This is a genomic window from Pseudomonas sp. 478 (assembly GCF_003254125.1).
In the GTDB taxonomy this organism is placed as follows: Bacteria; Pseudomonadota; Gammaproteobacteria; order Pseudomonadales; family Pseudomonadaceae; genus Aquipseudomonas.
In genome coordinates this window covers 1-24,832 of sequence record NZ_QKZG01000010.1, presented here as the reverse complement: position 1 = coordinate 24,832, position 24,832 = coordinate 1, and the positions used below count along the sequence as shown (strand labels likewise).

Below are 24,832 nucleotides of genomic sequence, written 5' to 3'. Positions count from 1 at the left end.
CTGATCTTTCCCACGGACGGAGTGCCCCCACGTGTTCTCAACCTTCCCCTTGAGCCACTATCGCCTGTCAGCCTTTTCGCTGATCGCCGCTGCTTTAACCCTCGCAGCCTGTAGCGCCCCGACCACTTCGACGTTGCCTGTCGCGCCAGAAGTCGCGTCAGGTTATCGCGCCGACCTGCAGACCCAATACGCCTCAAAACACATGGCAGCCGCGGCCAACCCGCTGGCGGCCGAGGCCGGACGGGAGATGTTGCGCCAGGGTGGTTCGGCAATCGATGCAGCGATTGCGATGCAGGCCGTGCTGACCCTGGTCGAGCCGCAATCCTCGGGCATTGGCGGTGGTGCGTTGATCGTGCTGTGGGATGGCAAGGCTGTGCGCACTTATGACGGTCGCGAAACCGCTCCGGCCGGCGCCACCGAGAAGCTATTCCTGCAAGCCGACGGTAAACCGATGCCGTTCACCCAGGCGCAGATTGGCGGTCGTTCAGTCGGGACACCGGGCGTGTTGCGAGCGCTTGAGTTGGCCCATCAGAAACACGGTCATCTGCCGTGGGCACGGCTGTTCGAACCGGCGATCAAACTCGCGGATCAAGGCTTCGCCATCTCGCCACGCCTACACCAGTTGATCGCCGCGGACTCGTCTATTCGACGCTCGCCGGACATGGTCGCCTACTTCCTGAATGCCGATGGCAGCCCGAAAGCCGCGGGCACTACGCTGAAAAACCCGGCGTTGGCCGCCGTGTTCAAACGCATTGCCAAGGAAGGACCGGATGCGTTGTACAAAGGCCCCGTCGCACAGGAGATCGTCGCCAAGGTTCAGGGCCACGCCAACCCCGGCAGCCTGTCGCTGAACGACCTCAACGGCTACAGCGCCAAGGAACGCGCGCCGCTGTGCACCGACTACAAACGCTGGCAGGTCTGCGGCATGCCGCCACCGTCGTCAGGCGGGATCGCCGTGGCGCAGATCCTCGGCACCTTGCAGGCCCTGGAAACCCGTGACCCGCGTTTTGCCCTGGCGCCGCTCAAACCGGTCAAGACAAACAAACCTGCGGGCATCGAACCGACGCCTGAAGCCGTGCACCTGATCTCCGAGGCCGAGCGCCTTGCCTACGCCGACCGCGCGCAGTACGTGGCCGACGCGGACTTCGTGCCCGTCCCCGTCAAAGGTCTGGTGGACCCTGGGTATCTGGCTGACCGCGCGGCCCTGATCGGCGATCGCAGCATGGGCACGGCCAAACCTGGCACCCCGCCAGGCATCCAGGTCGCCTACGCACCGGACCGTTCGCCGCTGCGCATCTCCACCTCGCAAGTGGTGGCGGTGGATGACGAAGGTGGCGCCGTATCCATGACCACCACGGTGGAGTCCGCGTTTGGCTCGCACCTGATGGTTCAGGGTTTCCTGCTGAACAACCAGATGACCGACTTCTCGTTCATCCCCGAAGAGAATGGCCAGAAGGTCGCCAACCGCGTCGAACCCGGAAAACGCCCACGCTCTTCCATGGCACCAACCCTGATTTTCGACCGTCAGAGCGGCGAATTCCTCGCCACCATCGGCTCCCCCGGCGGCTCGCAGATCATCGAATACGTCGCCAAATCCACCATCGGCCTGCTCGACTGGAACCTCGATCCACAAACCGCCATCAGCCTGCCCAACTTCGGCAGCCGCAACGGCCCGACCGAACTGGAACAGGGGCAGTTCAGCCCGGCGCTGATTCAGACGCTGAAGGACAAAGGGCACAGCGTGAACGAGATCGACATGACCAGCGGGACCCAGGCGATTGTTCAGGTGAAGGATGGGCAGGGGAAAACGTCGTTGGCGGGTGGGGCCGATCCGCGGCGTGAGGGGGCGGCGTTGGGGGATTGAGTCGTACGCGGGAATGAGCAAGGGCTTACCGGGAGGTAGGCCCTTTTTTACACCTGATACATCCTGATCGGCCACTTCACGCAGCCTTTTCCTACCCGCAAGTGACTGCTTCTTGGATAGAGTCGGCACTCCCAAACAGTACGACGCAATCGACGCTGATACCGTCGAGATGGAGTAACCCATGAACATCCGCCCCATTCACACCGACGAGGACTATCGTGCAGCCCTCAAGAACGTGTCAGCGCTATTCGACAACGAACCAGAGCCTGGCACCCCTGAGGGTGATTACTTCGACATTATGATCACGCTGATCGAAGCCTATGAATCGAAGCGGTTGCGTCGGCAGACGAATCAGGCCGAGATACCCAAAATGATATGAGACGCCGTGATCGTCGCCGTCAAACTGGATGACGACTTCAAAGTTCACTGCGCGCTGGACTCAGCCTAGCGAGAGATCTTCAGCGCCTGCCGCGCCTGATGTTTCTCCAGCGCCAGGTCGATCAAGCGGCTGACCAACTCGCTGTAAGTCATACCAGTGGCCTGCCATAGCTTGGGGTACATGCTGATGCGGGTGAAGCCGGGCAACGAGTTGATTTCATTGATCAGCACTTCGCCACTCTCGGTCAGGAACACATCGACCCGCGCCAGCCCGGAACAACCCAACACCTGGAATGCCTCGACGGCCAGGGCACGGATGCGTTCACTAGCCTCGCGGCTGATGTTTGCCGGGACCACCACTTCCGCCGCTTGAGCGTCGATGTATTTGCTGTCGTAGGAATAAAACCCGCTGCGCACCACGATTTCGCCGCAACCGCTGGCGATGGCGTCTTCGTTGCCGAGCACCGCGCATTCAATCTCGCGGCCGCTGACGGCGGACTCGACCAAGACTTTCTCATCGAAACCCAAGGCCAGCGCCACTGCGGCCGTGTACTCGGCTTCGTCATTCACCTTGCTGACGCCTACGGACGATCCCTGGTTCGCCGGTTTGACGAACAGCGGTAAGCCGAGTTTGCCTTGCACCTCGGCGAACCCGGTGCGGGCCGCGGTGGCGCGTGTCAGGGTGACGAACGGCGTAACCGCCAACCCGGCGTCACGCAGTAGGCGCTTGCTGATGTCCTTGTCCATGCAGACGGCCGAACCGAGCACGTCGGAGCCGACAAACGGCAGATCGGCCATGCGCAGCAAGCCTTGCAGGCAACCGTCTTCGCCCAGGGTGCCGTGGACGATCGGGAAGATCACATCGACATGACCCAGCATTTCCTGACTGGAGGTTTCCACCAATTGCTGACTGGCCTTGCCCGGCACAACGGCCAGTTCGCGGTTGGATTGGTTAAGGGCGATCAACGCCGGGTTTTCCTGGTTGAGCAGGAAGTTCGAAGGGTCGTTCAGATGCCAGTGGCCTTGCTTGTCGATGCCGATCAGCACTGGTTCAAAGCGCGAACGGTCCAGCGCATCGACGATGTTTTTCGCCGATTGCAGCGACACTTCGTGTTCAGCTGAACGGCCGCCAAAAATAATGCCCACCCGCAGTTTGCTCATTCAGAACTCCTCAACGATTGGCCACCAGATGCGCGCCGAACAGCAGATAGCAACTGCCGGCGAAGCGATCCAGCCATTTACGCGAACGATCATAAGCACCCGCGACCCGCCGGCTGGCAAACAGCAACGCCACGCTGCAATACCAACTGAATGACAAGGTCGCCATGGTCAGCACGGCCAGCGCCAGCAACATCGGTGGCGGCGAGGCCGGCATGGCCGTGGCGAAAATCGTTGCGACGAACAGCGCGGCCTTGGGGTTGGTCATGTTGCCCACAAAGCCCCGGCCATAAGCCGATAGCAGCGTGCGACCGGCGACATTCAGCGAGCCGTTATCGCCCGGCACACTCGGTGGTTTGCGCTTGAACTGCTTCAAACCCAGATAGATCAGGTAACAACCGCCGGCAATCTTGAAGCTCAGGTAGAGCGTCGGCGCGGCGCTGAACAGCGACTTGATGCCCAGGCCACCCGCCAACCCCCAAAGCACCGTGCCCGTGGCCACGCCCAGTGCGGCGACGACCCCGTGGCGCCGGGAGCAACTGGCAGCCAGTTGCGCGGTGTTGAAGAAGTTCGGCCCCGGCGTCACCACCGCAACTGTCCATAACAGCGCCAACGACAACAACGGAGCAGCATAGCTAAGGTGGGATATTTCCATGATGTGGGTCGCCTTCTTGGCTTAGAAAATATGCAACACCTTGCAACATTAGCCGGGGATTTTCTACCGGCCGGATGATTCGATCGGCAGCAGACAGGCGGCTGGTCAGTGGGGTAACGTGTTCAGCATCGAGTTCAAGGCAACACCACCATGGCCAAGCAAACGCCCGCTATCGACTGGTTCCACCGCGCGCCCGACGTCGCCGGACTTCAGCGTTTCGAGGCGTTTTTTGCAGGCCACGGCTACGACCTTCACCGCCACGACACCTACGCCATCGGCCATACCCTGGCGGGGGTGCAGAGTTTTCAGTACCGCGGTGGCTGGCGCCACAGTCTGCCGGGCGGGACCATGGTGCTGCACCCGGACGAAGTTCACGATGGCGAAGCCGGCACCGAGACCGGGTTCCAGTACCGAATGATGTACATCGAACCGGCACTGATCCAACAGATGCTCGGCGGCCAGCCGTTGCCGTTTATCAAGACCGGCCTGTCAGCCGATCCACGTTTGTTCGCCGCCACCGCCGTGCTGCTGCTGCGAAGCCTCGATTGCCCTCTCGACCCTCTCGAAGAGCAGGATGCGCTGTTTGATCTGGCCCAAGCCTTGAACAGCGTTTCCGGCGTGCCTGCCACCCGCCAGAGCTTCGACTACGCGGCCGCCGAACGCGCGCGGGAATTCATCCACAGCGCACTGGATCGCACCGTGACGCTGGAAGAACTGGCGCAACACAGCGGTCGCGATCGCTGGAGTCTGTCGCGGGATTTTCGCCTGTTGTTCGGCACCAGCCCTTACCGATACCTGACCATGCGCCGCCTCGACCTGGTCCGCTCGCTGTTGATCCAGGGCCAGTCACTGGTCAGCGCCGCGCTGATCGGCGGCTTCACCGATCAAAGCCACATGACCCGGCAGTTCAGCAAAACCTACGGACTGTCGCCGGCCCGCTGGATGAAAATGCACCGCCGCTGAGCCCGCACAATCGTTCAAGAAGCACACCGATACGCCGGCTATCGTGGATGCACGATCAACCACGAGAGCTGCTGCATGAAAGCTTACGAAAGCCTGAATTTCGCTGAAAAAATCGCCAGGATCGGCCCGTACTGGACGCCCAGGGTCATCGCCGAAATGAACGACTACCAGTTCAAGGTGGTGAAACTGCTGGGGGATTTCATCTGGCACGATCACTTGGATACCGACGAAACCTTCATCGTCCTGGAAGGGCAACTGCGTATCGACTTTCGCGATGGCCACGTGCTGGTGAACGCCGGCGAAATGTATGTGGTGTCAAAAGGTGTCGAGCACAAACCGTTCGCCGAGCAGGAGGTGAAACTCCTGCTGATCGAACCCAAAGGTGTGCTGAACACGGGTAACGAAGGTGGCGAGCGCACTGCGCAGAATGACGTCTGGGTGTGAAAGGCAGGCTGCTTACGCCTGCAGGACCTTGCCGTCCACTGGATCGCCGATTTTCAGGAAATGCCCGCCCGCCACATGGTGCAAGGTGCGCAACGCGTCTTGCCCCTCGAAGTGCCAGCGACCATCACTGAACACCCGCTCGTCTGCCTGAGCGGCAATCACCTCGGCCAGGAACAAATCGTACTGCTGATGATTGCCGGGCTCCGGCAGCAGTCGACACTCCAGCCAGGCGACGCAGCCTTCGAGCATCGGCGCATCGATCAATTCAGCGCTGAAGGTCGGCAAATTATAGACCTGGAACTTGTCCCGGCCTTTCTCCCGGGTCAATTCCAGGCCCGACGTCGACCCCACGGTCTGGACGATATCGGCCTGGGCGGCGCAGGGAACATTCAGCACAAATGTGCCCGATGCCTCCAGCAATTGCCGTGTCCAGGTGGACTTGTCCAGCACCACGGCAATTTTCGGCGGCTCGAAATCCAGCGGCATGGCCCAGGCCGCCGCCATGATGTTGCGCTGGCCGTCATGAGCCGCGCTGACCAGCACGGTCGGGCCGTGATTGAGCAGACGATACGCCTTGGCCAAGGGAACCGGACGGCGGTGAGAAACGCTCATGATGGCTGCTCCTGGGGAAAACGCCGATTGTAGCGATTTACGCCGCGATGGCAGGCATCAAGTCGCCAACTGATTGGCAAACTGCCCGACTGCGTTGACCACTTTCTGTGCACCGTCCTGAATCTCGACAATCACCGTCCCCGCCTCTGCCGCCAGCGCCAGCCCCTGTTCAGCCTGGTGTTTGCCCTCGGTCATCAGTGCCACGGCGTTGCGCGCCATGTCCTGGTTCTGCCGCACCACGCCGACAATCTCATCGGTTGCCTGGCTGGTGCGCGAAGCCAATTGCCGGACCTCATCCGCCACCACCGCGAAACCACGCCCCTGCTCCCCGGCCCGAGCCGCTTCGATGGCCGCGTTGAGCGCCAGCAGGTTGGTCTGTTCGGCAATCCCGCTGATGGTTTTGACGATGGTGCCGATCACCAGCGACTGCTCGTTCAGCGCTTCGATGCCTTCACCGGCGGTCTGCATGTGCGTGGCCAGGTTACGCATCACATTGACCGCCTGAGTCACCACCGCATTCCCGCGCTGCGCGCTGCTGTCGGTTTGCTGCGAGGTGCTGTAGGCAATGTTGGCCGCTTCGGCGACGGCTTGCTCCTGATTGACCTGATCGGTAATTACCGTGGCGAACTTCACCACTTTGTAGAGCGTGTTGTTGGCATCGACCACCGGGTTGTAGGAAGCCTCCAGCCAGACCACGCGACCGTGGCTGTCGATGCGCTTGAAACGGGCGGCGACGAACTCGCCTGCATTCAAGCGGCGCCAGAAGTCTTGGTACGCGGTGCTGTTGTATTCCTCGGGCTCGCAGAACATGCGGTGATGTTTGCCCTGGATCTGCGCGAGGCTGTAACCCATGCCGCTGAGGAACCGCTCGTTGGCCGCCAGCACGTTGCCATTGAGGTCAAACTCGATCACTGCCGTGGAGCGCACAAGCGCGCCGATCAGGTTCTCATGCTCACGAGACGCCTCGATGGTGCGGGTCAGGTCACTGGAGTAAATCGAGAAGTTTTTGATCCGGCCGTCCGCAGACCGAACCGGTTGCACGATCGAGCGCAGCCAGGCTTCCTGACCATTGCCGCGTAACAAGCGCACCGTGCCGGCAAAGTGCTCGCCACGGGTCAACGCGGCCTTGAAGCGCTGGTGGAATTCGTCCGACTTCACATGGGTCGGGACGATGTCTTCGATGTGTCGCCCTATCAGGTCGCTGCTTTTGTAGAGCATCTCGCCGATGAAGTTCTGGTTGACCGATTGAATCCGCCCATCAGCATCGAGGGTCAGGACCAGCATCTCGCTTTCCAGGCTTTCCTTCACTTGCTGGAGGCTGGAGAGTTCTTCGCGAAGAGCCGACAGCTCCTGCTTCAAGCGTTTATTGAACATGGGATACACCGATGGACAGGGAAAGAAAGCGGCATGCAGCCTAGCCATCGGCCTTTGGGATATTTTCTGAAGAGTGTTTCAGGGTTGTCCTACAAAAATAGTTAGGCATGTTGATGTACGTCTTGTCGCCAGAAGCCGAATGGCAGTCGAACATCATTTCTTCCCAGCGTTTCCGGAAATTAAACACCGCTCGACAGTGCTTGTTTAAAACGGCTCAAGGTTACTTCCTGCAAGCTACAACACCTTGCGTCGTTGCCTACGGCTACGCCAGAATCTGCCGGCTTGTGCGCCTTGGGGGTGGTCGGTAACTTGGTTCCTGTCACTGCCCATCAGTGATCGGGTTTAGTAGCCCGTCGATGTCAAGACGCACAACGTATCTATCTTGCAGGCAGCCCATGCCCGCACTTGATGGCGGTTGTGTGCAGGGCGCTTCGGCGCGCCGATTTCTTGGCTCATCGGTCTACTAACCTGTGCACAGCTGCCACCCTTACGTTTAGTAGCGAACGGGTCGTGGCCTCACTCATATGAGGATTGAGCCAATGTTCAAGGTAACTCCAAATCCGCCGGAAACCGATCCGGCATCGCCCTACGAATCACTCGATTCCAACAAACTCCACGAAGCCGCCGAGCGCGCCCTCGACCATCACTTCCCACCCACCGAAAAGAAACCACCAAAACGCAACGGCCAGCTCTTCAGCGTCAGCCCGGGCATCAACCCTGAAACCCTTCTCGCCAATGCCTCGGAAGATTTGCTGTCCATCAGCGCCATCGCCGCCAACCTCGCCGACGATGTGGACGGCTCACGCCGCTCCGTAGCCCTGGCGCTTAGCCGCATGGCTGACGGCGTGCATTTGTTGGTGGAGCGAATGCTGGATCATCTGGATGAACCCGAGATGGCGGCGATTTTCGCCAAGCAACAAAGCCGCGTCATCTAATCCGCCACCCCATAAAAAAATGGGCACCCAACCTGGTTGGCGTGCCCATTCTTTTTTCCGCTCCCCCGCTACGCCGAAATACGCCGACTGTCACTGAGCGCAGGGAGCCACGCTGCGGCTCCCGACATTAGGCATCCGCGTCCCGAAATACGCGGCACTGCTCATCCCCACAGCCCCCATCACCGCGCTGAAAATCACGCAGATCCATGGGCTCCACGGCATCAGACCGATCAGCAACAACGGTGTGATGCTCGCCCAGACGGCGTAGGCAATGTTGTAGGTGAAGGAAATTCCCGAGACACGAATCCGCGCCGGGAACAGGCTGACCATCACCGACGGCACCGCGCCGACCACCCCGCAACCGAGGCCGGCCACCGCGTACGCCAGACCGATCCAGCTGCCACCGATGATCAGGCAGGTATAGAGCACGCCGATGCCCAATGGCAGCAGCAGGCTATAGAGCATCACCGTACGCCAGGCGCCGATGCGGTCGACCAGCAGCCCGGCGAGGACGCAGCCGATATTCAGAAAAACGATGCCCAAGGCACTCAGGGCGAAGGTGTGGCTGGCGGTCATGCCGAAGGTTTTTTGCATCATGGTCGGGGTGATCACCACGAACACCACCACCGCCGACGTCAGTACGCAGGTGAGGATCATCGCCGGCAGCATGGCCAGACGGTGTTCACGCAAGACCGTGCGCAGCGGCAGTTCGACGGCCGCATCACGTTGGGCCTGCATGGCCATGAACACCGGGGTTTCGCTGAGCCAGCGGCGTAGCCAGACGCCGATTACACCGAACACACCGCCCAGCAGGAACGGGTAACGCCAGGCGTAATCAAGGATTTCTGCCGGAGTGAACGCCTGTGCCAGAAACGTCGCCGTCAGTGCACCGATCAGGTAACCGAACGTCAGCCCGGCCTGCAGAAAACCGAGGGCATAGCCGCGGTGCCCGACAGGTGCATGCTCGGCGACGAACACCCAGGCACTCGGCACTTCGCCACCCACCGCCGCGCCTTGGAGAATTCGCAGGGCCAACAGCAGCAGCGGTGCGAAATAACCGATCTGCGCGTAGGTCGGCATGATGCCGATCAGCAGGCACGGCAGCGCCATCATCAGGATGCTCAGGCTGAAGACCTTCTTGCGGCCCAGTCGGTCGGCGAAATGCGCCATCAGAATCCCGCCCAACGGCCGCGCCAAATAACCGGTCGCGAAGATCCCGAAGCTTTGCAGCAGTCGCAGCCACTCAGGCATTTCCGGCGGGAAGAACAGCTGGCTGAGGGTCAGGGCGAAAAAGACGAAAATGATGAAATCGTAGATTTCCAGCGCGCCGCCAAGGGCCGCAAGGCCGAGGGTCTTGTAATCCGAGCGGGTGAACGGCGCCGGGCGCGAGTGGGTGTTGGCAGTCATGAAAAGAACTCTGGCATAGGCAAAAAACCAAGGCGCCCATGGTCTACGCAAACGCGCCAACGGACAACCCGTTAGACCAAAGTCCTAGACGCGTAAAACTTCGTCACAAAATAGAACCGATTGTTTTACTGTTGGCACCTGTCTAGACGGGCCTTCGCGGCCCCAAAGACCACAACAAACATAAAAATTCGAGGTACACCCGTGGCCGCTGATATCGAAGATACCCGCTCCGCCCGCTTTGCCCTGCGCTGTTCAAGTTTTGCCGAACGCTGGTTCCCTGACTCCTGGGTGTTTGCCGCACTGGCGGTGATTATCGTCGCCGTGGCCACCCTGTTCATGGGCGCCAAACCCACCGACGCCGCCATGGCCTTCGGTGACGGCTTCTGGAGCCTGATCCCGTTCACCATGCAGATGGCGTTCGTGGTGATCGGCGGTTATGTGGTCGCCAGCTCGCCACCGGCAGTGAAACTGATCGACCGGCTGGCGCGAATCCCGAAAAACGGCCGCTCGGCCGTGGCCTGGGTTGCGTTGATCTCCATGGTTGCGTCGCTGCTGAACTGGGGGCTGTCGCTGGTGTTTGGCGGTTTGCTGGTGCGTGCCCTCGCCCGCCGAACCGATCTGAAAATGGACTACCGTGCCGCCGGTGCTGCCGCCTATCTGGGGCTCGGCGCGGTGTGGGCTTTGGGCCTGTCCTCGTCCGCCGCGCAATTGCAGGCCAACCCGGCCAGCCTGCCGCCGTCGATTCTGTCGATCACCGGGGTGATTCCTTTCACGCAAACGATCTTTCTCTGGCAGTCCGGCGTGATGTTGCTGGCGCTGATCGTGATCTCGCTGATCATTGCCTACGCCACTGCACCCGGCCCGAACTCGGCCCGTGATGCCAAAGCCTGCGGCATCGACCCAAGCTTTAACCTGCCGCCGTTGCAACCGCGCACCCGACCCGGCGAATGGCTGGAGCACAGCCCGCTGCTGACGATTTTGCTGGTGCTGCTGGCGGCAGGATGGCTGTTCCACGAGTTCTCGACCAAACCGGCGATCAGTGCGATTTCCGGGCTGAACACCTACAACTTCCTGTTCATCATGCTCGGAGCCCTGCTGCACTGGCGCCCGCGCAGCTTCCTTGACGCTGTGTCCCGCGCGGTACCGACCACCACGGGCGTGCTGATTCAGTTCCCGCTGTACGGCTCGATCGCCGCGCTGATGACTACCGTCAAAGGGACTGACGCTCAGACGCTGGCTCACCACATCTCGACCTTTTTCGTACAAATCGCATCCCATGACACCTACGCGCTGTTGATGGGTGTGTACTCGGCGATCCTTGGTTTCTTCATCCCGTCCGGTGGCGGCAAATGGATCATCGAAGCGCCGTACGTCATGCAAGTGGCCACCGACCTGAACTACCACCTGGGCTGGGCCGTACAGATCTACAACGCCGCCGAAGCCCTGCCGAACCTGATCAACCCGTTCTACATGCTGCCGCTGTTGGGTGTGCTCGGGTTGAAGGCGCGGGACTTGATCGGGTTTTCGTTCGTGCAACTGCTGGTGCACACGCCGCTGGTGCTGTTTCTGCTGTGGGCGTTGGGGACGACGCTGACGTATACGGCACCGGTCATGCCGTAACGTAAAAAAAAGGGCCGATATATCTATCGGCCCCTACTTCTTGTTCGGTCTAGTCTGTTTCAGTATGTATGCGCCCCGCCAACGATGCCCCACACGCTGAAAAGGATCTGAGCATGTTCAAACTTGCAGGACTCACCCTCGCGGCCCTCACCCTGAGCGCCGCCGCCCATGCCGATGTCGACCTGAAACTGGGCAGTACCGAACGCGTCACCCGCCTGTTCGCTTACCCCAACAACTGCAACGTGATCTGCTTTCGCAACTGGACGCTGGAGCAAACGGTCGAGCATTACCTGACTCAAAGCGTGCAGCGCGATGGTTACAGCGCGGCGAAAGTGCTGGTCAAAACCGATAACAATCAGCTCTACGCCGAAATCAGCGGCGTGCCCCATGGCTATGAAAAACCGTTGGCGGCGCTGCTCGATGCCGGTGATCTGGCCTATACCGGCGCCAGCAAGCTGAATGCCGATGGCAAGTGGGCTTACAGCTGGTATCTGTTCCTGCCACTGGGCATGGCTCTGGAAAACCGCAAAAGCGTTGAACTGTTGCACTTCCCACCCGACTATTCGTTGACCCAGGCTCAGGATTACCTGCGATCCGCCACCACCGATCGCTGGGCCACGCTGCTGACTGTCAACGGCATCCCGGCCGCTCAGACGCCGGGCTACCAGACCATCATCGACATCGCACCGATTGCCGCGCCGTCCAGCGCTGGCAAGGATCTGGAAGGCGTCTACGACTACTTCAAGGACTACCAGACCACCATGGTCAAGCAACTCAGCCAGAACGCCAGTGGTGCGGCGTTGCCGATGGTCGCCTTTGGCGCGCCGGTCCGTAACTGGATCAAGCAGCAATATGGGCCGACCGTGAACGTGCTGGGGCTGGTCAGTATCAGTCCGAGCGACGGGGTGAAAGTGCCAGTGCTGGGTTCCAACCACCCAAGCTACATTTGGTATGCCGCCGACCCGGAAAGCTATACCGGCAAAGATGCCCAGGCCAAGGCGGACGCGGCTGGCCTTAAAGTCATGGGGCAGGATTTGAGTGCCGCGTGCTGGCAGGCCGCCATGGGTCGCCAACCGGACACTAATCCCGACCTTGAACTGAGAACCTGCACCCAAAACTGGCAAGTGGCCAATACAGAAGAAACTTGCCGGCTGTTCTACACCTCGATCCGCAACCTGACGCCTGACAAAGCCGTGGCCAAGTGCGCAACGGCACCGATCAAATCTCAGCTCAAACAGCTGAAAGCCCCGATACCCGAAACGGCGATCCCTGCCCCGGCCCTGTAAAACGATGAACGGCCGGTCTACTGTCACTTATGACAGTAGACCGGCCGTTTCATTTGCGAGAGGCTTGAATCGCACCCATGTGCTGCAGAGCTGACAGGATCGTCAGCTGATGGAGGTCGCAGCACCCAGCCAACAAGGATCGTTATGAAAACCCACGCCCCGCACGAGACGCTGGCACACCCTCCCGATGGGATTTATCCATTTGCGGAGCTGCCCGTTCGCCTTGGATTCCCCTCCAGGGCCGACTTCGAGATTATCGACAACACCCACGGATCCGCGGCAGCCGTCGCCGTACTTCGGGATTTTCCACGCATCAGCCGAATTTGCCGGGCGTCGGGGCACCTGCTGCCTTATCGCTGTCGGCATACCCGGCAACTGGCCCATGGCATCCATGTCTACGACCCGCGCTTCTGCGGGCTGCTGCGACACTCCTGCGACCCAAACGTATTTCTCGACATGAGCGAGCTGTGGTTGTGGGCGCTGAAGGACATCAAAAAAGGCGATCGGCTGACGATGGACTACGCCACCACCGAAGACAAACTCATGCGTCAGTTCGCCTGCCAGTGCGGTTCGTTCGACTGCCGTGGCTGGATCACTGGCTACGATGAACCGCCGAACGCCGACGGCCAGTTGTTTCTGCAACACTGGCGCCGGCGAAGTCTATGCTGAAGGGCGTTACAACGCCTCGACCGGACGCAGACGGTATTGCGGCGGCAACTGCTCGAAACCGCTGATGGTGGCGTTCAGGCTTTTCCAGCGACCGTCCTTGATGCCATAGATGCAGCCGTGGACAGACAGGCTCTGCCCGCGGTGCCAGGCGTTTTGCACAATACTGGTGTGCCCGACGTTGGCCACTTGCTGGATTACGTTGTATTCGCAGAGGCGGTCGACCCGCTCTTCTTCAGTGGGCAATTTGGCGAGCTCTTCGCGCTTTTCATAATAGAGATCGCGAATCGAGCGCAGCCAGCCGTCGATCAGGCCCAACTGACGGTCCTGCATTGAGGCGCGCACGCCGCCGCAACCATAGTGGCCGGTCACGAGGATGTGTTTGACCTTCAGCACGTCGACCGCGTACTGAATCACCGACAGGCAGTTGAGGTCGGTATGCAGCACTACGTTGGCCACATTGCGGTGTACAAACAGATCACCGGGCAGCATGCCGACGATCTCGTTCGCCGGCACCCGGGCGTCGGAGCAACCGATCCACAAGTATTCCGGGGTTTGCTGACGGGCCAGCTTGGCGAAGAAATCAGGATCTTCTTTGGTGATCGCGTCAGCCCAGCGCTCGTTGTTATCAATCAGATCTTGTAATTCGTTCATGCAATGAAGCCTCGAGAATGATGCGCTTCTATGACAGACAACCCTCTGTCGGGGTCACGCGCCAGATGCAGATAACCGGTTTTCCATGCCGGAGGAATTCTCAGCAGCCCAGGGGGTCCACCCTAGTAAGGCCTACAGTATGAGGAATTACCATGACTGAATCACGACGTCCGTACGATGCGACTCAACCCGAGCCCATCGATGACAACGAAGACCGCATGGGCTCGATGCAAGAGCTGGATTTCGACGAGGAAGAACCCAGCGCCAAAATCGGCGACGAGCTGACGCAATCGGAGCGTGAACGCCTGATGCCTCGCGAACGCGTACGTGAAGCCGGCATGACCGGGGCCTCGACCGATGACCATGAGTCCACCGACGACGACATGAGCCCGGAAACCCTGATCCGTGAAGACGGCGCACGGGACGCCCACGAAGCGGGTGAAGGTGGCCAGGCCGACTGGGATTTGAGCATTGTCGATGAAGACGACATTGGCGGGGGGAATGGGCTGGATGAAGAGGAACTGGCGCGACGGGATCCGATGGACGGTAATCGTTGATCTGTGGCGAGGGAGCTTGCTCCCGCTCGGCTGCGAAGCAGTCGTAAAATTTCAGGCCCACTTCGCGGCCTAGCGGGAGCAAGCTCCCTCGCCACATTAGCTGTAGCTCAATCCACCAACGTGCAGGCCATTACAACCGCATCTTCACGCCCACCCACCGCTGGGTAGTAATCGCGCCGCCGACCAATCTCGTTAAACCCATAACGCTCATACAACTTGAACGCGCCACGGTTGCTGTCGCGCACTTCCAGAAAACACTCCCGCGCCTTGGCGTCATACGCCCGGGACATCAAATGCTCCAGCAACGTCAAGCCCAGGCCACGGCCCTGGTTCTCCGGTTTGACGGTGATGTTCAGCAGATGCGCTTCATCAAGGATGATCTGCACCACCCCGTGGCCGACCTGCTGCTGGCCTTCAAACATCAGCCATATCTGATATTTACCCAGCCCATCGAGAAAAATCCCACGAGTCCAGGGATGGCTGTAAGCCGCGTATTCGATTTTCAGTACAGCGTCCAGGTCCGCTTCGGTCATCGGGCGGAACGATACAGCGTCACTCATTCGATTCTTTCCAACGCGCCATCAGCCGACGCATGGCTTGCCAGACATCAGCCTTACGCTGTGGCTCTTCCATTAATAATTCCAGACCCGGCAGGGCCCAGACCGAGCCCAGGCCTTCGACCTGGAGTTCACGGTTGAAGGATTCGGCGTTCGCCTCACCGGCGAAACGCACCGCCGGCAGGCCGATCAGCCATACGCAGACACACGGTGCGTCTTCCAGCCGGGCCGAGAGAAAACCTTGCACGAAGTCGCGAGCCGCTTCCGGGCCTTGATCCATGGTGCCCCGAGACAACAGCGGCCAACGCACCGGCTCGCCGACGATCTGCGGGCTGTCCGGCAGACCGGCGGCGCGCAGCATGTCTTTGAGCAACAGATAGGCAGGGTCGCGGGTCTGGAACGATTCGCCTGTGGGTAACTCCACCAACAGCAGGCAACGCCCGGCCCGCAGCAATTGCAGGGCAAAACGCGGTGGCGGCACGACGGGTGCCTTGGCCACAACCGGAGCGGCCTCTTCTTCAACCTTGGCATTCGTGCGCGTGCTGGCCAGCGATGGCCGTGGCACCTCGATTTTCACCCGTTCGGCCGGTTTGACCAGCGGTTCCACGGGCGAATCAGCCACAGGCGCGGGCGCAACCGGAGCAACCGGCGCGACGACCAACGGCTCGGGCATCTCCAGCAGCTCAGGGCGCGAGGGCGCAGCAAAGGGCAATTCGGTGCGCGGCAGCCAGTTGACCACCTGCATGGCGGTCAAATAAGCGCGACGACGGGACTCGATAAGCAAAGGTCGGCCACTTGTGGATAACTAAAGTGCGGTGATTCTACCGCCCTTCGCTCAAGATCGCCCACGCTTGATCGATAGAAAGCCAACTGTCCGTCCCGAGAGTGAATCGCAACGGGCGTGATGCAGTACAATCGCGACTTTTAATCGCCAACCAGCCGGCCATTCCGATGATCGAACCCAAGCGCGTCTTGCGCGCCCTCGCTGAACACTGGGCACTTCTGGAGCCACTGTGCGAGCACTTCGACCAAGGCACTCTGAGCCTCAACGAATTGCGTTCACAGTTGGCCGCCCAGCAACTCGACAGTACGCCGCAGGACATCACCAGCCTGCTGGACGTGTGGATCCGCCTCGACATTCTGGTTCCCGTGGCGAAAAGCCCGAACCGTTTCGAGCTCAATGCGCAGATCCACGACTTCCTCGCCTACCTGCGCCGTGAGCACCGTCTGGGCCTGTGCCTGGAGATCGAAGCCTATCTGCGCCATCTCGAGCGCCTGGCCGGTTATATCCAGGACGCCTTCGACATCCGCGACGGCCATGACCTGGCGCGCCAGTTGCGCCTGCTCGACATGCGCGTACGGGACGTATTGAAGAAACTCGCCAACGACGAACAGGCCCTGGTGGCCGTCGCCGAGCGCGCCAAGACCAGCGACCGGCAGATTCCCCTGCGTCAGCGTTACGCTGAAGTACTGGCGACCTGGGACGAATACGTCGAGCCGATGATTCAATTGGTGAACGCCGACGGCGCCTTCGAACAAGGCGTGCGCAAGGTCGAGAACGTTCTGCTGAAGATGCTCACCGAGCAGCAGCGCCTCGGCCATCTGGTCGACGACGACATGCTGCTGCGCACCCACGCGCGCATCCTCGAAATGCAGACCAGCGCCCAGCTGACGCTGCGTCATGCTCGCGAGCTGCTGCTGCCGCTGCGTGAAGAAGCCCGTCGACACAACGCCGTGACCCGTGGCGCGGCGCTGGCCTTGTCGGCCATTCGTCGCAAAGGCATCGATGCGGTGCCACAAGCGGCGATGCCGATGTTCACCCGCCCGCAAAGCACCTTCCTCGGCAGCGCCAGTCAGGTCGAAGCCTACGTTTACGCCCTGGCGCGTTTCGAACCGAAACCGGCGCGTTTCCCCAAGGCCCACAAGACTCAGAAAGGCGAAGCGCCGCGCGCGCCACGTACGGTTCGGGAAATGCTCGAACGCTGCGAAGACGCCCTGCCGATGCCGGACCTGATGACCTGGCTACTGGAGCAGGAGCCGGACGGCGCCACCGACGAATTGCTTTATTGGTTCTCGCGTCTGTCGCGGGAAAAACGCTTCACACGCGAGCGTCTGGAACGCCGCGATTACCACACTCACGAGCATCAGGTCAGCCTGCGCTCCTTCGCCCTGCTCTCGGCCCGCGACACCGCCGCCGAGGATTCTGCGAGCATCCCACATGCATCTTGATCTAAACGAACTGTCCCAGCTGGCGCCGATCTTTCGCGAGCTGTTCAAGGGCTACCACGTCAGCCGCCGCGACCCGGAGCTGTACGCGCAACTGTCGAACTTCCAGGACCAGTACCGCACGCTGTTCAAGGCTCTAGGCTTTGAACTGGTCTGCGACACCCGCGGTTTCTACTACTTCGTCCCGGACCTCGCGGCGGCAGCGGTGAACAAGACCGCGCAACGTCTGGCGCTGTTCACCTTCATCCTCGTCGAACATCTGGCCGATCAGGGCCGTGACCCGGTCGCCGTGCTCGACGGTGGCAGCCTCGGCCGCGATGAGTTGCCATCGCTGCTGGAGAAATACCGCGACCTGTTCATTCAGGCCGAAGTGCAGACCGTCGAAGAACTCGAAGAAAAAATCATGCGCCGCATGACTCAGCTCGGTTTTGCCGGTGAAGAAAACGGCATCTACCGTTTCCTGCCGCCGATGCACCGTTTCCTCGATGTCTGCCTGTCGGTCCAGCAGGATCGTGATCTGGCGGCCAGCCTGCACAGCGTGTTGCCTCTGCCGGTGCCGGTTCTGATCGACGACGACAGCGACGAAAAGCTGCTGCAAACCGATGATCCGCTAGACCTCAGTGACTTCGAAGAAGAAAGCGAAGAAGACGCCATGGCCCGCGCCATCGCCGAAGAACAGGAGACCGACGCATGAGCAAGGAACGCTACGGCATTCGCCGCTTTGCCCTTTTGAACACCGCCGGTTACAGCCTCGGCCTGTTCCCGCTGGAAGAACCGTTGTCGGTTTACGGCGCGAACAACCTCGGTAAATCCGCGTCGATCAACGCCTTGCAGTTCCCGATCCTGGCGCGCATGTCGGACATGAGTTTCGGCAAGTACAGCCTGGAACAATCCCGTCGTTTCTACTTCGCCTCGGACACCAGTTACATCCTGGTCGAAGTCTCGCTGCCCCACGGTCCTCATGTGATCGGCGTGGTCGGTCGCGGTCCGGGCGGTGGTTTCGGTCACCAATTCTTTGCCTACGCCGGCAAACTGGATCTGGCCCATTACCAGAAAAACGACACCTGCCTGCGTCAGAAAGAATTGTTCACCAACCTTGAGCGCGAAGGCCTGAAAGCCTACGAACTCAAACCGGATGAACTGCGTCGCTTGCTGGTCGGCGGTCACACCTCGATCCCGCTGGATCTGACGCTGATCCCGCTGCGTTCCACCAGCGAGCAGAGCCTGAAGACGTTCCGCGCACTGTTCATCAACCTGCTGCACATGCGCGAAATCACCGCGGCCAAGCTCAAGCAGCTGTTTCTCGATGCGTTCGAACACAGCCTGCGTTCCGGTAGCGTCGACTACATCGCCGCGTGCGAAGAAGCGTTCCGCGATGTACGACGCATGGAGCAGGACTACAACTCGCTGGTCACTGCCGGCCCATTGGTCGAAGCCCTTGCGGCAGGCGTGACCCAGCGCAATATCCTGCGCGGCAAACTGCACCGGATCTCGCCGCTGCTCGATTCCCTGCTCGGCACCTGGTCGGACTACGCCAGTGCGCGCAAGGAAGAGCTGACGATTCAGGCCGAGCACTACCGCAACGAGCAGGACGCGCTGCAAAACGATCAGCGTGGCGGCACTCAAGAGCTGATGCGCCTGGAGCGGGAAATCACCGGCATCCAGCGCTGGCTCGGCGAATTGTCGGTGCTCAAGCATCGCTTCGCGCTGGTCGATGACGTCAAAGTCCTGGAGCAGCAACTGCTCGCGGCCAAGGACGCGCACGATGAACTGGCCGGTGCGCTGGCGCAGTCGCGACAGTTCAGCGCCGAAGATTTGGAAGAGCGTCTGCGGGATCTGGAAAAACGCCTGAAGTCGGTCAAGCAGCAACTCGATCATGCCGACAACAACAGCTATGCCCGCCTGCGCGAGGAGTTCTCGCAACAGGATGTCGAGCGCCTGATGCGTTTGTTCAACAGCGCGTTGTTCAGCCTGCCGCTGGGTGAGCACGGTATTACGCTGGATGAGGACGGTCAGTGGGTCAAATCCATGGAGCTGATTCTCGATGGCTTCAAAGGCGAGCGCTTCGAAGTACCGGGCCTGTCCATCGACATCTCGCACATCGAGCCGCCGGCCCTGCAAGCCTTGGCTGACCGCGCGGCGTTGCGCGATCAGAAAGAGCGTCTGGACAAAGAACTCAAGCAACTGAAAACCCAACAGGCCGTGGCCGCCGACCGCGCCGCGAGCAAGACCCAGACCGAAGCGCTGTACCAGCAAGTGCTGGATGCGCAGAAAGCGCTGGAAGATTTCCGCCGCGCGCAAACCCTGAGCGCCGAGGAAGGCGACAAGCTGGAACAGCTGGCGCAGATGGAAGCGGCGCAGGACGAGTTGAAGCGTTCCAGCGACGCCTTCACCGAACGCGTCCAGCAACTGTCGGCCAAACTGCAATTGGTCGGCCGGCAGATCGGCGATATGGAAGCCAAGCAACGCACCCTCGACGACGCCCTGCGCCGCCGTCAGCTGCTGCCCGCAGATCTGCCGTTCGGTACACCGTTCATGGACCCGATCGACGATTCCATGGACAACCTGCTGCCGCTGCTCAATGACTATCAGGACAGCTGGCAGGGTTTGCAGCGCAGCGATGGTCAGATCGAGGCGCTGTACGCTCAGGTCCGCCTCAAGGGTGTGGCCAAGTTCGACAGCGAAGACGACATGGAGCGTCGCCTGCAACTGCTGATCAACGCTTACGCACACCGCACCGACGAAGCCCTGACCCTTGGCAAGGCCCGTCGTGCGGCCGTTACCGACATCGCCCGGACCCTGCGCAACATCCGCAGCGACTACGACAGCCTTGAGCATCAACTGGCGCTGTTCAACCGCGAGATCAACAAGCGTCAGGTCTCCAACCTGCAAAGCTTCCGTATTGTCCTGGCGCCGAACAAGGAAGCGCTCAAACACATCGACCAGATCATCCACAGCGCCGGCCAGTACGAAGAAGGTGAGACCCTTTCGGTCTTCGACCTGAGCCAAAGCGCCGATCAGGACAACAAGAACGAAGAAGCCAAGGAATACCTGGCGCGGCTGGTGGCGGCGAACCACAATCAGCTCGGCCTCAAGGACCTGTTCGAACTGGCGTTCGAGATCACCAAGGTCAACGGCCAGCCGGTGATTCACACCGACATCGACGGCGCGGCGTCCAACGGCACCACGATGACCATCAAGGCGCTGACCAACATGTACTTGTTGCTGCACTTGATGGACCGCGACCAGGCCGGTCGCGTGCGCCTGCCGTACTACCTCGACGAGGCAGCGGACATCGACGAGAAGAACCAGGCAGCGCTGCTGGAAACCAGCCTGCAACTGGGCTTCGTACCGATCCTGGCGAGTGTGAAGCCGCAGGTCTGCGCCAGTGTCGCCATCGACCTGGAAGGTGGCAGCGGGCCGAACGGGATCTACATCGACGAGGCGGACTGGAAGTACATCCGTCGTCACGATGAGGTGAAGGCTGCCGTTAATGTTGAAGCGGACGAGCCGGAGCTGGATGCCGTCTGATTTGCATTAATCGAAGGCAATAAAAAGGCCGCGATCCAATGGATCGCGGCCTTTTTCATGGGAGCCTTTCGGTGAGTTTGAGGGCCTCTTCGCGGCGGTGCGACGATTCGATTTGCTCGCGAAGGCGTCATCACTGACGCAATAACTACTTGCCGATTGAAATCTTCGGCGCCCAGGTCAACCATTCGTCTTCGAACTTATCGAACAGCGGGAACGTTTGCTCAGCTCGCGCCGGACTACCCATGCGCTCGCCATCCGGCGTGGCGAAAGCGATACCGCCCTGAATCAGCGTCTCCAGCGATTCGGTACGCATCGTCGCCCCTTTGAACAAGCCGTAATCAAAGCCAAAACCACTGGAGTTCCAGAAACGCGTACCGCTGCGCACCAACGGCGCGTATTTCGGCTCGATCAAGATGTGGACCAACACACGGTCCGCCGTCTGGCCGAGTTCATAGCCTGTCACTTTGCCCACGGTGATTTCGCGGTAGGTGACCGGCACACCCGTTTTCAGCGAACCACGGCGGGCAGCGCTCAACACCAGACTCAATCCAGCCTCTTGTTTAGCGGTTTCCGGCGGATTGGTCAGAGCGACGAAGTTCTTCTGCGGGCCGAGGTTTTTCGCGGCGGGTTGAACTTCGATGTATTGGCCAGTGACCAGCGTTTCGAGGTTGGATGTCTTGATCAGACCCAGTTCAGGTTTGACCACCCAGAACTGACTGCCGACCCGAGCGATACGCTCCGGCACTTCGGTGATTCGTGCAGTCAGCAGCACCGATTGCAGGTCATCGCTGAGGTCGACGTCTTCAATCTTGCCGACATCCAGGCCTTTGAATCGAATCGGTGTGCCGCTACGTAAGCCATCGGCGCGCTCAACCCTGATCGTTACCACGGCGCCTTTTTGCGTTGCCTCATCATGACTGGCGAACAAACGGAAACGCGGTATCCGCTTCTGCAACGGCGCCTTGGCTTCCGGGGTTTCAAAGGCAATGCCGCCAGCCATCAGGCTTTGCAGCGACTCACTTTTGACCTGGATTCCACCGGTCAGCCCGCCGGTCAGCGTGATGCCACTGGCATTCCAGAACCGTGTCGAGGCGTTGACCAGCCCTTCGTATTCCTTCTCGATATGCACACCAATCACCAACTGCTTTTTGGTGCGTGAGAACTGATAGCTCTGGACCGAACCGACCTTGACCTGTTTGTAGAGAATCGGGCTGCCGACCTCCAGTGAACCGAGGTTTTCGGTGAACAGCACCAGGTGCAATCCTGGCGCACGCAAGTCGAGCGGCGGTGCCTTCGGCCGAGCCACAAACTCGCGCTGCGGTGCGGCGCCTTTGTCTCCAGGACGCACGGCGATGTAGTTACCTTTGACCAACGCTTCGAGCCCGGTGATACCGGCAAGCGAGATCGACGGTTTGACCACCCAGAATTGGGTGCCTTCGACCAGATAATCTTCAGCCAGAGGATCGAGGGTCAATTCGGCGGTGGCACTGGATAGATCAGGATCGATCTTGAGCGCTTTCAGATTGCCGACCTGGATGCCTTTGTACATCACCGGTGTGCGACCCGCCTGCATGCCTTCGAAGTCGCTGAGTTTGACCTTGACCCGAATACCGGCGGCGGCTGCATCGAAATCTTCGTAAAGACGGAACGGCAGACTCGGGTCGGTGGGAGGACTGTCCTTGCGGTTCTCCGGCGTGGCAAACGCTATACCGCCAGCGACAATGCTCGCCAGGGACTCGCTACGCACCTTCACACCTGACAGGTTGGCGTCGATGCTGATGCCGCTGGCGTTCCAGAAACGCGTGTGTTTGCGCACCAGTTTGGCGTAGGTGGGCTCGATGAAAACCTTGAGTTCGACAGTGCTTTGGTCTTCGGACAGCAGATAACTTTTGATCTGGCCGACCCTGATCTGCTTATAGAACACAGGGCTACCGCGATTGAGTGAACCGAGACGATCAGCCTTGATGGTTAGGTGCAGACCGGGCTGGGCGTCCGACAGCGGTGGCTCTTCGGCCAAGGCTTTGAACTTGCGAGTCGGCTCACCCTCGCCCGGGCTTACCGCCACGTAGTTACCCGAGACCAGCGTCTCCAGGCCAGTGATGCCGGCCAGCGTCACGCTCGGCTTGACCAGCCAGAAACGGGTGCTGGTCCGCAGGTACGGCTCCACGTCCTTATTCATCTCGATGGTAGCGATTACGCCTTTGGAGTTGCCTTCGTCATCGAGTTTGAGGGTCTTTACCTTACCCACCGACATGCCTTTGTAAACGACTTCGGTCTTGTTGGCCTGAATGCCTTCACCACTTTCGAAACGCACCTGAATTTCGATACCGGTCTCGTTGTAGGCACGCCAGCCGAGCCAACCGCCGATGATCAAGGCAATCAGGGGCAACACCCAAATAGCTGACCAGTTCGAGGCCGGTCGGGTTTTTGCTGTAGGCAAATCAGTCATGGTCGTCGTCCGACTCCGTGTTATCCCAAATCAGTCGGGGATCGAAAGTTACTGCGGCAAGCATTGTCAGAATCACCACACTGGCGAAAGCGATGGCGCCAAGATTGGCTTCGACGCTGGCAAGCCGTCCGAAATTCACAACCGCCACCAGGATGGCGATCACAAAAATATCGAGCATTGACCAGCGGCCAATGAACTCAATAAAGCGGTACATCCAAATGCGTTGGCGAGCCGACAGTGGCTGGCGGCGCTGCACAGAAAACAGCAGCAGTGCGATGCCCACCAATTTGAACGTCGGTACCAGAATGCTGGCGATAAAAACCACGGCGGCGATGGGGATCATGCCGTGTTGAACCAGCTGGATCACACCGGACATGATCGTGCTGGGATCGCCCTGTCCCAGTGAACTGACGGTCATGATCGGCAACACGTTGGCCGGGATGTAGAGCACCGCAGCGGTCACCAGCAACGCCCAGGTACGCATCACGCTGTTCGGGCGACGGGCGTGAACCAGCGCACCGCATCGGGTGCAGACCTGCTCGTCGGTGTCGGCTTCCTGCTTGTTCAATTCATGGCATTCGGCGCAAATCAGAATGCCTGCATCAATCGCCCGCATGGGCATCCTCTCCTGATAAAGCCTGCCAGATCTGATGGGGCGACATCACAACCTCCAACCAGACCTGAACCAACAACAAACCGATAAAGCACGCCAGGCCAAGCCCGACGGTAATTGCTGCCATATCTGCCAGTTTGACGATCGCCACCAGTACGCCCATGAGATAGACCTCGAGCATCCCCCAATCGCGTAAATGGTGATAAATGCGGTAGAGCAACAGGCCGTAACTGCGTCCGATATCAAAACGAATACTCAGCAGTACAACCAGTTGGCAAAGCAACTTGAGCAGCGGGATTCCCATGCTGCAGAGAAACACCACGACTGCAACGCCCTGCATTCCGGTATCGAACAAGCCAACAACGCCGCTCCAGACGGTGTCGTTCGATGACTGTCCGAGTAGATGGAGCTGCATGATGGGTAAAAAGTTCGCCGGGATATACAACAACAGAGCGGCGAGCACCAAGGCGAGACTGCGCTGTACGACGTTATGCCGATGGGCGTAGAGCTCGTAACCGCAGCGCGGACAGAGGGCTTTCTCGCCATGGGCGAGTTCGGGCTTGCGCATCAGCAAGTCGCACTCATGACACGCTACCAAGTCGTCCAGCGGTAATTCTGACAGCCCAGGGGCGTCAACCGGATCTGGCATAAAGGCTCTGGCTCCGAAAAAGTTGGACCTATTCTAGTGTCATGGATCGAAAATAACTGTGCAAATTTGTGCTTTAACTGAACGCCACTTTCCTGCGGACAAAACAAAACCCCTACCTGCATACGCAGATAGGGGTTTTGGAATTTAATCTTGACGATGACCTACTCTCACATGGGGAAACCCCACACTACCATCGGCGATGCATCGTTTCACTGCTGAGTTCGGGATGGGATC

The 24,832-nt window shown here is 60.0% G+C and carries 21 protein-coding genes, 1 rRNA gene and 3 pseudogenes; 12 read left to right on the top strand and 13 right to left on the bottom strand.

The genetic code is table 11. The features are described from left to right. The first annotated feature begins 31 nt into the window (after positions 1-31). Both ggt and DFS28_RS20800 read left to right on the top strand, forming a co-directional pair. A complete protein-coding gene (ggt, locus tag DFS28_RS20805; RefSeq protein WP_111451257.1) occupies positions 32-1,864 on the top strand; it encodes a gamma-glutamyltransferase in 1,833 nt (610 codons plus the stop codon). A gap of 181 nt (positions 1,865-2,045) precedes the next feature. Then, positions 2,046-2,198: pseudogene (locus tag DFS28_RS20800) on the top strand (transcriptional regulator); the annotation flags it as partial. Between the two features lie 110 nt (positions 2,199-2,308). Here the strand turns inward: DFS28_RS20800 and ddlA are convergent. Next, a complete protein-coding gene (gene ddlA / locus DFS28_RS20795) occupies positions 2,309-3,403 on the bottom strand; it encodes a D-alanine--D-alanine ligase (RefSeq protein WP_111451256.1) in 1,095 nt (364 codons plus the stop codon). Positions 3,404-3,413: 10 nt separating this feature from the next. Beyond that, positions 3,414-4,055, bottom strand: coding sequence for a LysE family translocator (locus DFS28_RS20790; RefSeq protein ID WP_076029765.1), 642 nt, complete (start codon positions 4,053-4,055; stop codon positions 3,414-3,416). Positions 4,056-4,205: 150 nt separating this feature from the next. Between DFS28_RS20790 and DFS28_RS20785 the strand changes: the two genes are divergently transcribed. Both DFS28_RS20785 and DFS28_RS20780 read left to right on the top strand, forming a co-directional pair. Continuing rightward, positions 4,206-5,018 carry an AraC family transcriptional regulator gene (locus DFS28_RS20785; RefSeq protein ID WP_111451255.1) on the top strand — a complete coding sequence of 271 codons (813 nt, stop codon included), beginning with the start codon at positions 4,206-4,208 and terminating at the stop codon, positions 5,016-5,018. A gap of 75 nt (positions 5,019-5,093) precedes the next feature. Next, positions 5,094-5,462: a cupin domain-containing protein gene (locus DFS28_RS20780; RefSeq protein ID WP_111451254.1), complete on the top strand. Its 369-nt coding sequence runs from the start codon at positions 5,094-5,096 to the stop codon at positions 5,460-5,462. Between the two features lie 12 nt (positions 5,463-5,474). On the opposite strand, the gene DFS28_RS20775 is transcribed toward DFS28_RS20780, so the two are convergent. The 3 genes and pseudogenes from DFS28_RS20775 to DFS28_RS31225 all read right to left on the bottom strand — a co-directional run. After that, a complete protein-coding gene (locus DFS28_RS20775; protein WP_111451253.1) occupies positions 5,475-6,074 on the bottom strand; it encodes a flavin reductase family protein in 600 nt (199 codons plus the stop codon). Positions 6,075-6,131: 57 nt separating this feature from the next. Further along, positions 6,132-6,569, bottom strand: a pseudogene (locus DFS28_RS31230) (methyl-accepting chemotaxis protein); the annotation flags it as partial. Positions 6,570-6,671: 102 nt separating this feature from the next. After that, positions 6,672-7,358 (bottom strand): annotated as a pseudogene (locus DFS28_RS31225) (PAS domain-containing protein); the annotation flags it as partial. 629 nt (positions 7,359-7,987) lie between these two features. Here DFS28_RS31225 and DFS28_RS20765 point away from each other — a divergent pair. After that, a complete protein-coding gene (locus tag DFS28_RS20765; protein WP_111451251.1) occupies positions 7,988-8,383 on the top strand; it encodes a DUF6124 family protein in 396 nt (131 codons plus the stop codon). Positions 8,384-8,473: 90 nt separating this feature from the next. Here DFS28_RS20765 and DFS28_RS20760 read toward each other — a convergent pair whose 3' ends face one another. Beyond that, positions 8,474-9,790, bottom strand: a complete 1,317-nt coding sequence (locus DFS28_RS20760; RefSeq protein WP_111451250.1) for an MFS transporter — start codon at positions 9,788-9,790, stop codon at positions 8,474-8,476. Between the two features lie 201 nt (positions 9,791-9,991). Here DFS28_RS20760 and DFS28_RS20755 point away from each other — a divergent pair, with 201 nt between their 5' ends. The 3 genes from DFS28_RS20755 (at position 9,992) to DFS28_RS20745 (ending at position 13,365) form a co-directional block, all read left to right on the top strand. Beyond that, on the top strand, positions 9,992-11,410 hold the full coding sequence (locus DFS28_RS20755) for a short-chain fatty acid transporter (protein WP_033061219.1): 1,419 nt from the start codon (positions 9,992-9,994) through the stop codon (positions 11,408-11,410). 113 nt (positions 11,411-11,523) lie between these two features. Further along, positions 11,524-12,696 (top strand): hypothetical protein, encoded by a 1,173-nt coding sequence (locus tag DFS28_RS20750; RefSeq protein ID WP_111451249.1) that lies wholly within the window; start codon positions 11,524-11,526, stop codon positions 12,694-12,696. A 144-nt stretch (positions 12,697-12,840) separates the two neighbouring features. Beyond that, the gene (locus tag DFS28_RS20745) at positions 12,841-13,365 is read left to right on the top strand and encodes an SET domain-containing protein-lysine N-methyltransferase (protein ID WP_111451248.1); all 525 of its coding nucleotides are present in this window, start codon (positions 12,841-12,843) and stop codon (positions 13,363-13,365) included. Positions 13,366-13,371: 6 nt separating this feature from the next. Here the strand turns inward: DFS28_RS20745 and can are convergent, their stop codons facing one another. Then, positions 13,372-14,016 (bottom strand): carbonate dehydratase, encoded by a 645-nt coding sequence (can, locus tag DFS28_RS20740; protein WP_008145531.1) that lies wholly within the window; start codon positions 14,014-14,016, stop codon positions 13,372-13,374. A 152-nt stretch (positions 14,017-14,168) separates the two neighbouring features. Between can and DFS28_RS20735 the strand changes: the two genes are divergently transcribed. Continuing rightward, entirely contained in the window at positions 14,169-14,573 is a 405-nt protein-coding gene (locus tag DFS28_RS20735) for a serine kinase/phosphatase (RefSeq protein WP_111451247.1), read from the top strand. Positions 14,574-14,680: 107 nt separating this feature from the next. On the opposite strand, the gene rimI is transcribed toward DFS28_RS20735, so the two are convergent. Together rimI and DFS28_RS20725 are read right to left on the bottom strand one after the other, a co-directional pair. Further along, complete coding sequence (gene rimI / locus DFS28_RS20730; RefSeq protein WP_008145534.1) at positions 14,681-15,133, bottom strand: ribosomal protein S18-alanine N-acetyltransferase; 453 nt, start codon at positions 15,131-15,133, stop codon at positions 14,681-14,683. Further along, positions 15,126-15,875: an energy transducer TonB gene (locus DFS28_RS20725; protein ID WP_111451246.1), complete on the bottom strand. Its 750-nt coding sequence runs from the start codon at positions 15,873-15,875 to the stop codon at positions 15,126-15,128. The genes rimI and DFS28_RS20725 overlap by 8 nt, the downstream gene beginning before the upstream one ends. 206 nt (positions 15,876-16,081) lie before the next feature. On the opposite strand from DFS28_RS20725, the gene mksB reads away from it, so the two are divergent. The 3 genes from mksB to mksF are packed head-to-tail and all read left to right on the top strand — an operon-like array spanning position 16,082 to position 20,887. Next, positions 16,082-17,359: an Mks condensin complex protein MksB gene (mksB, locus tag DFS28_RS20720; protein WP_008145536.1), complete on the top strand. Its 1,278-nt coding sequence runs from the start codon at positions 16,082-16,084 to the stop codon at positions 17,357-17,359. After that, positions 17,349-18,050 carry an Mks condensin complex protein MksE gene (gene mksE, locus DFS28_RS20715; protein WP_038981553.1) on the top strand — a complete coding sequence of 234 codons (702 nt, stop codon included), beginning with the start codon at positions 17,349-17,351 and terminating at the stop codon, positions 18,048-18,050. Before mksB ends, mksE begins: the two co-directional genes overlap by 11 nt. Next, on the top strand, positions 18,047-20,887 hold the full coding sequence (gene mksF / locus DFS28_RS20710; RefSeq protein WP_111451245.1) for an Mks condensin complex protein MksF: 2,841 nt from the start codon (positions 18,047-18,049) through the stop codon (positions 20,885-20,887). The genes mksE and mksF overlap by 4 nt, the downstream gene beginning before the upstream one ends. A gap of 145 nt (positions 20,888-21,032) precedes the next feature. Here the strand turns inward: mksF and DFS28_RS20705 are convergent, their stop codons facing one another. From DFS28_RS20705 to rrf, 4 genes are all read right to left on the bottom strand, one after another. Further along, entirely contained in the window at positions 21,033-23,336 is a 2,304-nt protein-coding gene (locus DFS28_RS20705; protein ID WP_111451244.1) for a PqiB family protein, read from the bottom strand. Next, positions 23,329-23,952 (bottom strand): paraquat-inducible protein A, encoded by a 624-nt coding sequence (locus DFS28_RS20700; protein ID WP_008145542.1) that lies wholly within the window; start codon positions 23,950-23,952, stop codon positions 23,329-23,331. The genes DFS28_RS20705 and DFS28_RS20700 overlap by 8 nt, the downstream gene beginning before the upstream one ends. Next, positions 23,939-24,598 carry a paraquat-inducible protein A gene (locus tag DFS28_RS20695; protein ID WP_111451243.1) on the bottom strand — a complete coding sequence of 220 codons (660 nt, stop codon included), beginning with the start codon at positions 24,596-24,598 and terminating at the stop codon, positions 23,939-23,941. Before DFS28_RS20695 ends, DFS28_RS20700 begins: the two co-directional genes overlap by 14 nt. A gap of 148 nt (positions 24,599-24,746) precedes the next feature. Continuing rightward, positions 24,747-24,832: ribosomal RNA gene (rrf, locus tag DFS28_RS20690) — 5S ribosomal RNA — on the bottom strand; the annotation flags it as partial.

What these genes read in the sequence shown, in the direction of transcription:
- ddlA (WP_111451256.1), bottom strand. Translation starts at nt 3,403, where the DNA reads ATGAGCAAACTGCGGGTGGGCATTATTTTTGGCGGCCGTTCAGCTGAA.
- DFS28_RS20790 (WP_076029765.1), bottom strand. Translation starts at nt 4,055, where the DNA reads ATGGAAATATCCCACCTTAGCTATGCTGCTCCGTTGTTGTCGTTGGCG.
- DFS28_RS20785 (WP_111451255.1), top strand. Translation starts at nt 4,206, where the DNA reads ATGGCCAAGCAAACGCCCGCTATCGACTGGTTCCACCGCGCGCCCGAC.
- DFS28_RS20780 (WP_111451254.1), top strand. Translation starts at nt 5,094, where the DNA reads ATGAAAGCTTACGAAAGCCTGAATTTCGCTGAAAAAATCGCCAGGATC.
- DFS28_RS20775 (WP_111451253.1), bottom strand. Translation starts at nt 6,074, where the DNA reads ATGAGCGTTTCTCACCGCCGTCCGGTTCCCTTGGCCAAGGCGTATCGT.
- DFS28_RS20765 (WP_111451251.1), top strand. Translation starts at nt 7,988, where the DNA reads ATGTTCAAGGTAACTCCAAATCCGCCGGAAACCGATCCGGCATCGCCC.
- DFS28_RS20760 (WP_111451250.1), bottom strand. Translation starts at nt 9,790, where the DNA reads ATGACTGCCAACACCCACTCGCGCCCGGCGCCGTTCACCCGCTCGGAT.
- DFS28_RS20750 (WP_111451249.1), top strand. Translation starts at nt 11,524, where the DNA reads ATGTTCAAACTTGCAGGACTCACCCTCGCGGCCCTCACCCTGAGCGCC.
- DFS28_RS20745 (WP_111451248.1), top strand. Translation starts at nt 12,841, where the DNA reads ATGAAAACCCACGCCCCGCACGAGACGCTGGCACACCCTCCCGATGGG.
- can (WP_008145531.1), bottom strand. Translation starts at nt 14,016, where the DNA reads ATGAACGAATTACAAGATCTGATTGATAACAACGAGCGCTGGGCTGAC.
- DFS28_RS20735 (WP_111451247.1), top strand. Translation starts at nt 14,169, where the DNA reads ATGACTGAATCACGACGTCCGTACGATGCGACTCAACCCGAGCCCATC.
- rimI (WP_008145534.1), bottom strand. Translation starts at nt 15,133, where the DNA reads ATGAGTGACGCTGTATCGTTCCGCCCGATGACCGAAGCGGACCTGGAC.
- DFS28_RS20725 (WP_111451246.1), bottom strand. Translation starts at nt 15,875, where the DNA reads ATGCAGGTGGTCAACTGGCTGCCGCGCACCGAATTGCCCTTTGCTGCG.
- mksB (WP_008145536.1), top strand. Translation starts at nt 16,082, where the DNA reads ATGATCGAACCCAAGCGCGTCTTGCGCGCCCTCGCTGAACACTGGGCA.
- mksE (WP_038981553.1), top strand. Translation starts at nt 17,349, where the DNA reads ATGCATCTTGATCTAAACGAACTGTCCCAGCTGGCGCCGATCTTTCGC.
- mksF (WP_111451245.1), top strand. Translation starts at nt 18,047, where the DNA reads ATGAGCAAGGAACGCTACGGCATTCGCCGCTTTGCCCTTTTGAACACC.
- DFS28_RS20705 (WP_111451244.1), bottom strand. Translation starts at nt 23,336, where the DNA reads ATGACTGATTTGCCTACAGCAAAAACCCGACCGGCCTCGAACTGGTCA.
- DFS28_RS20700 (WP_008145542.1), bottom strand. Translation starts at nt 23,952, where the DNA reads ATGCGGGCGATTGATGCAGGCATTCTGATTTGCGCCGAATGCCATGAA.
- DFS28_RS20695 (WP_111451243.1), bottom strand. Translation starts at nt 24,598, where the DNA reads ATGCCAGATCCGGTTGACGCCCCTGGGCTGTCAGAATTACCGCTGGAC.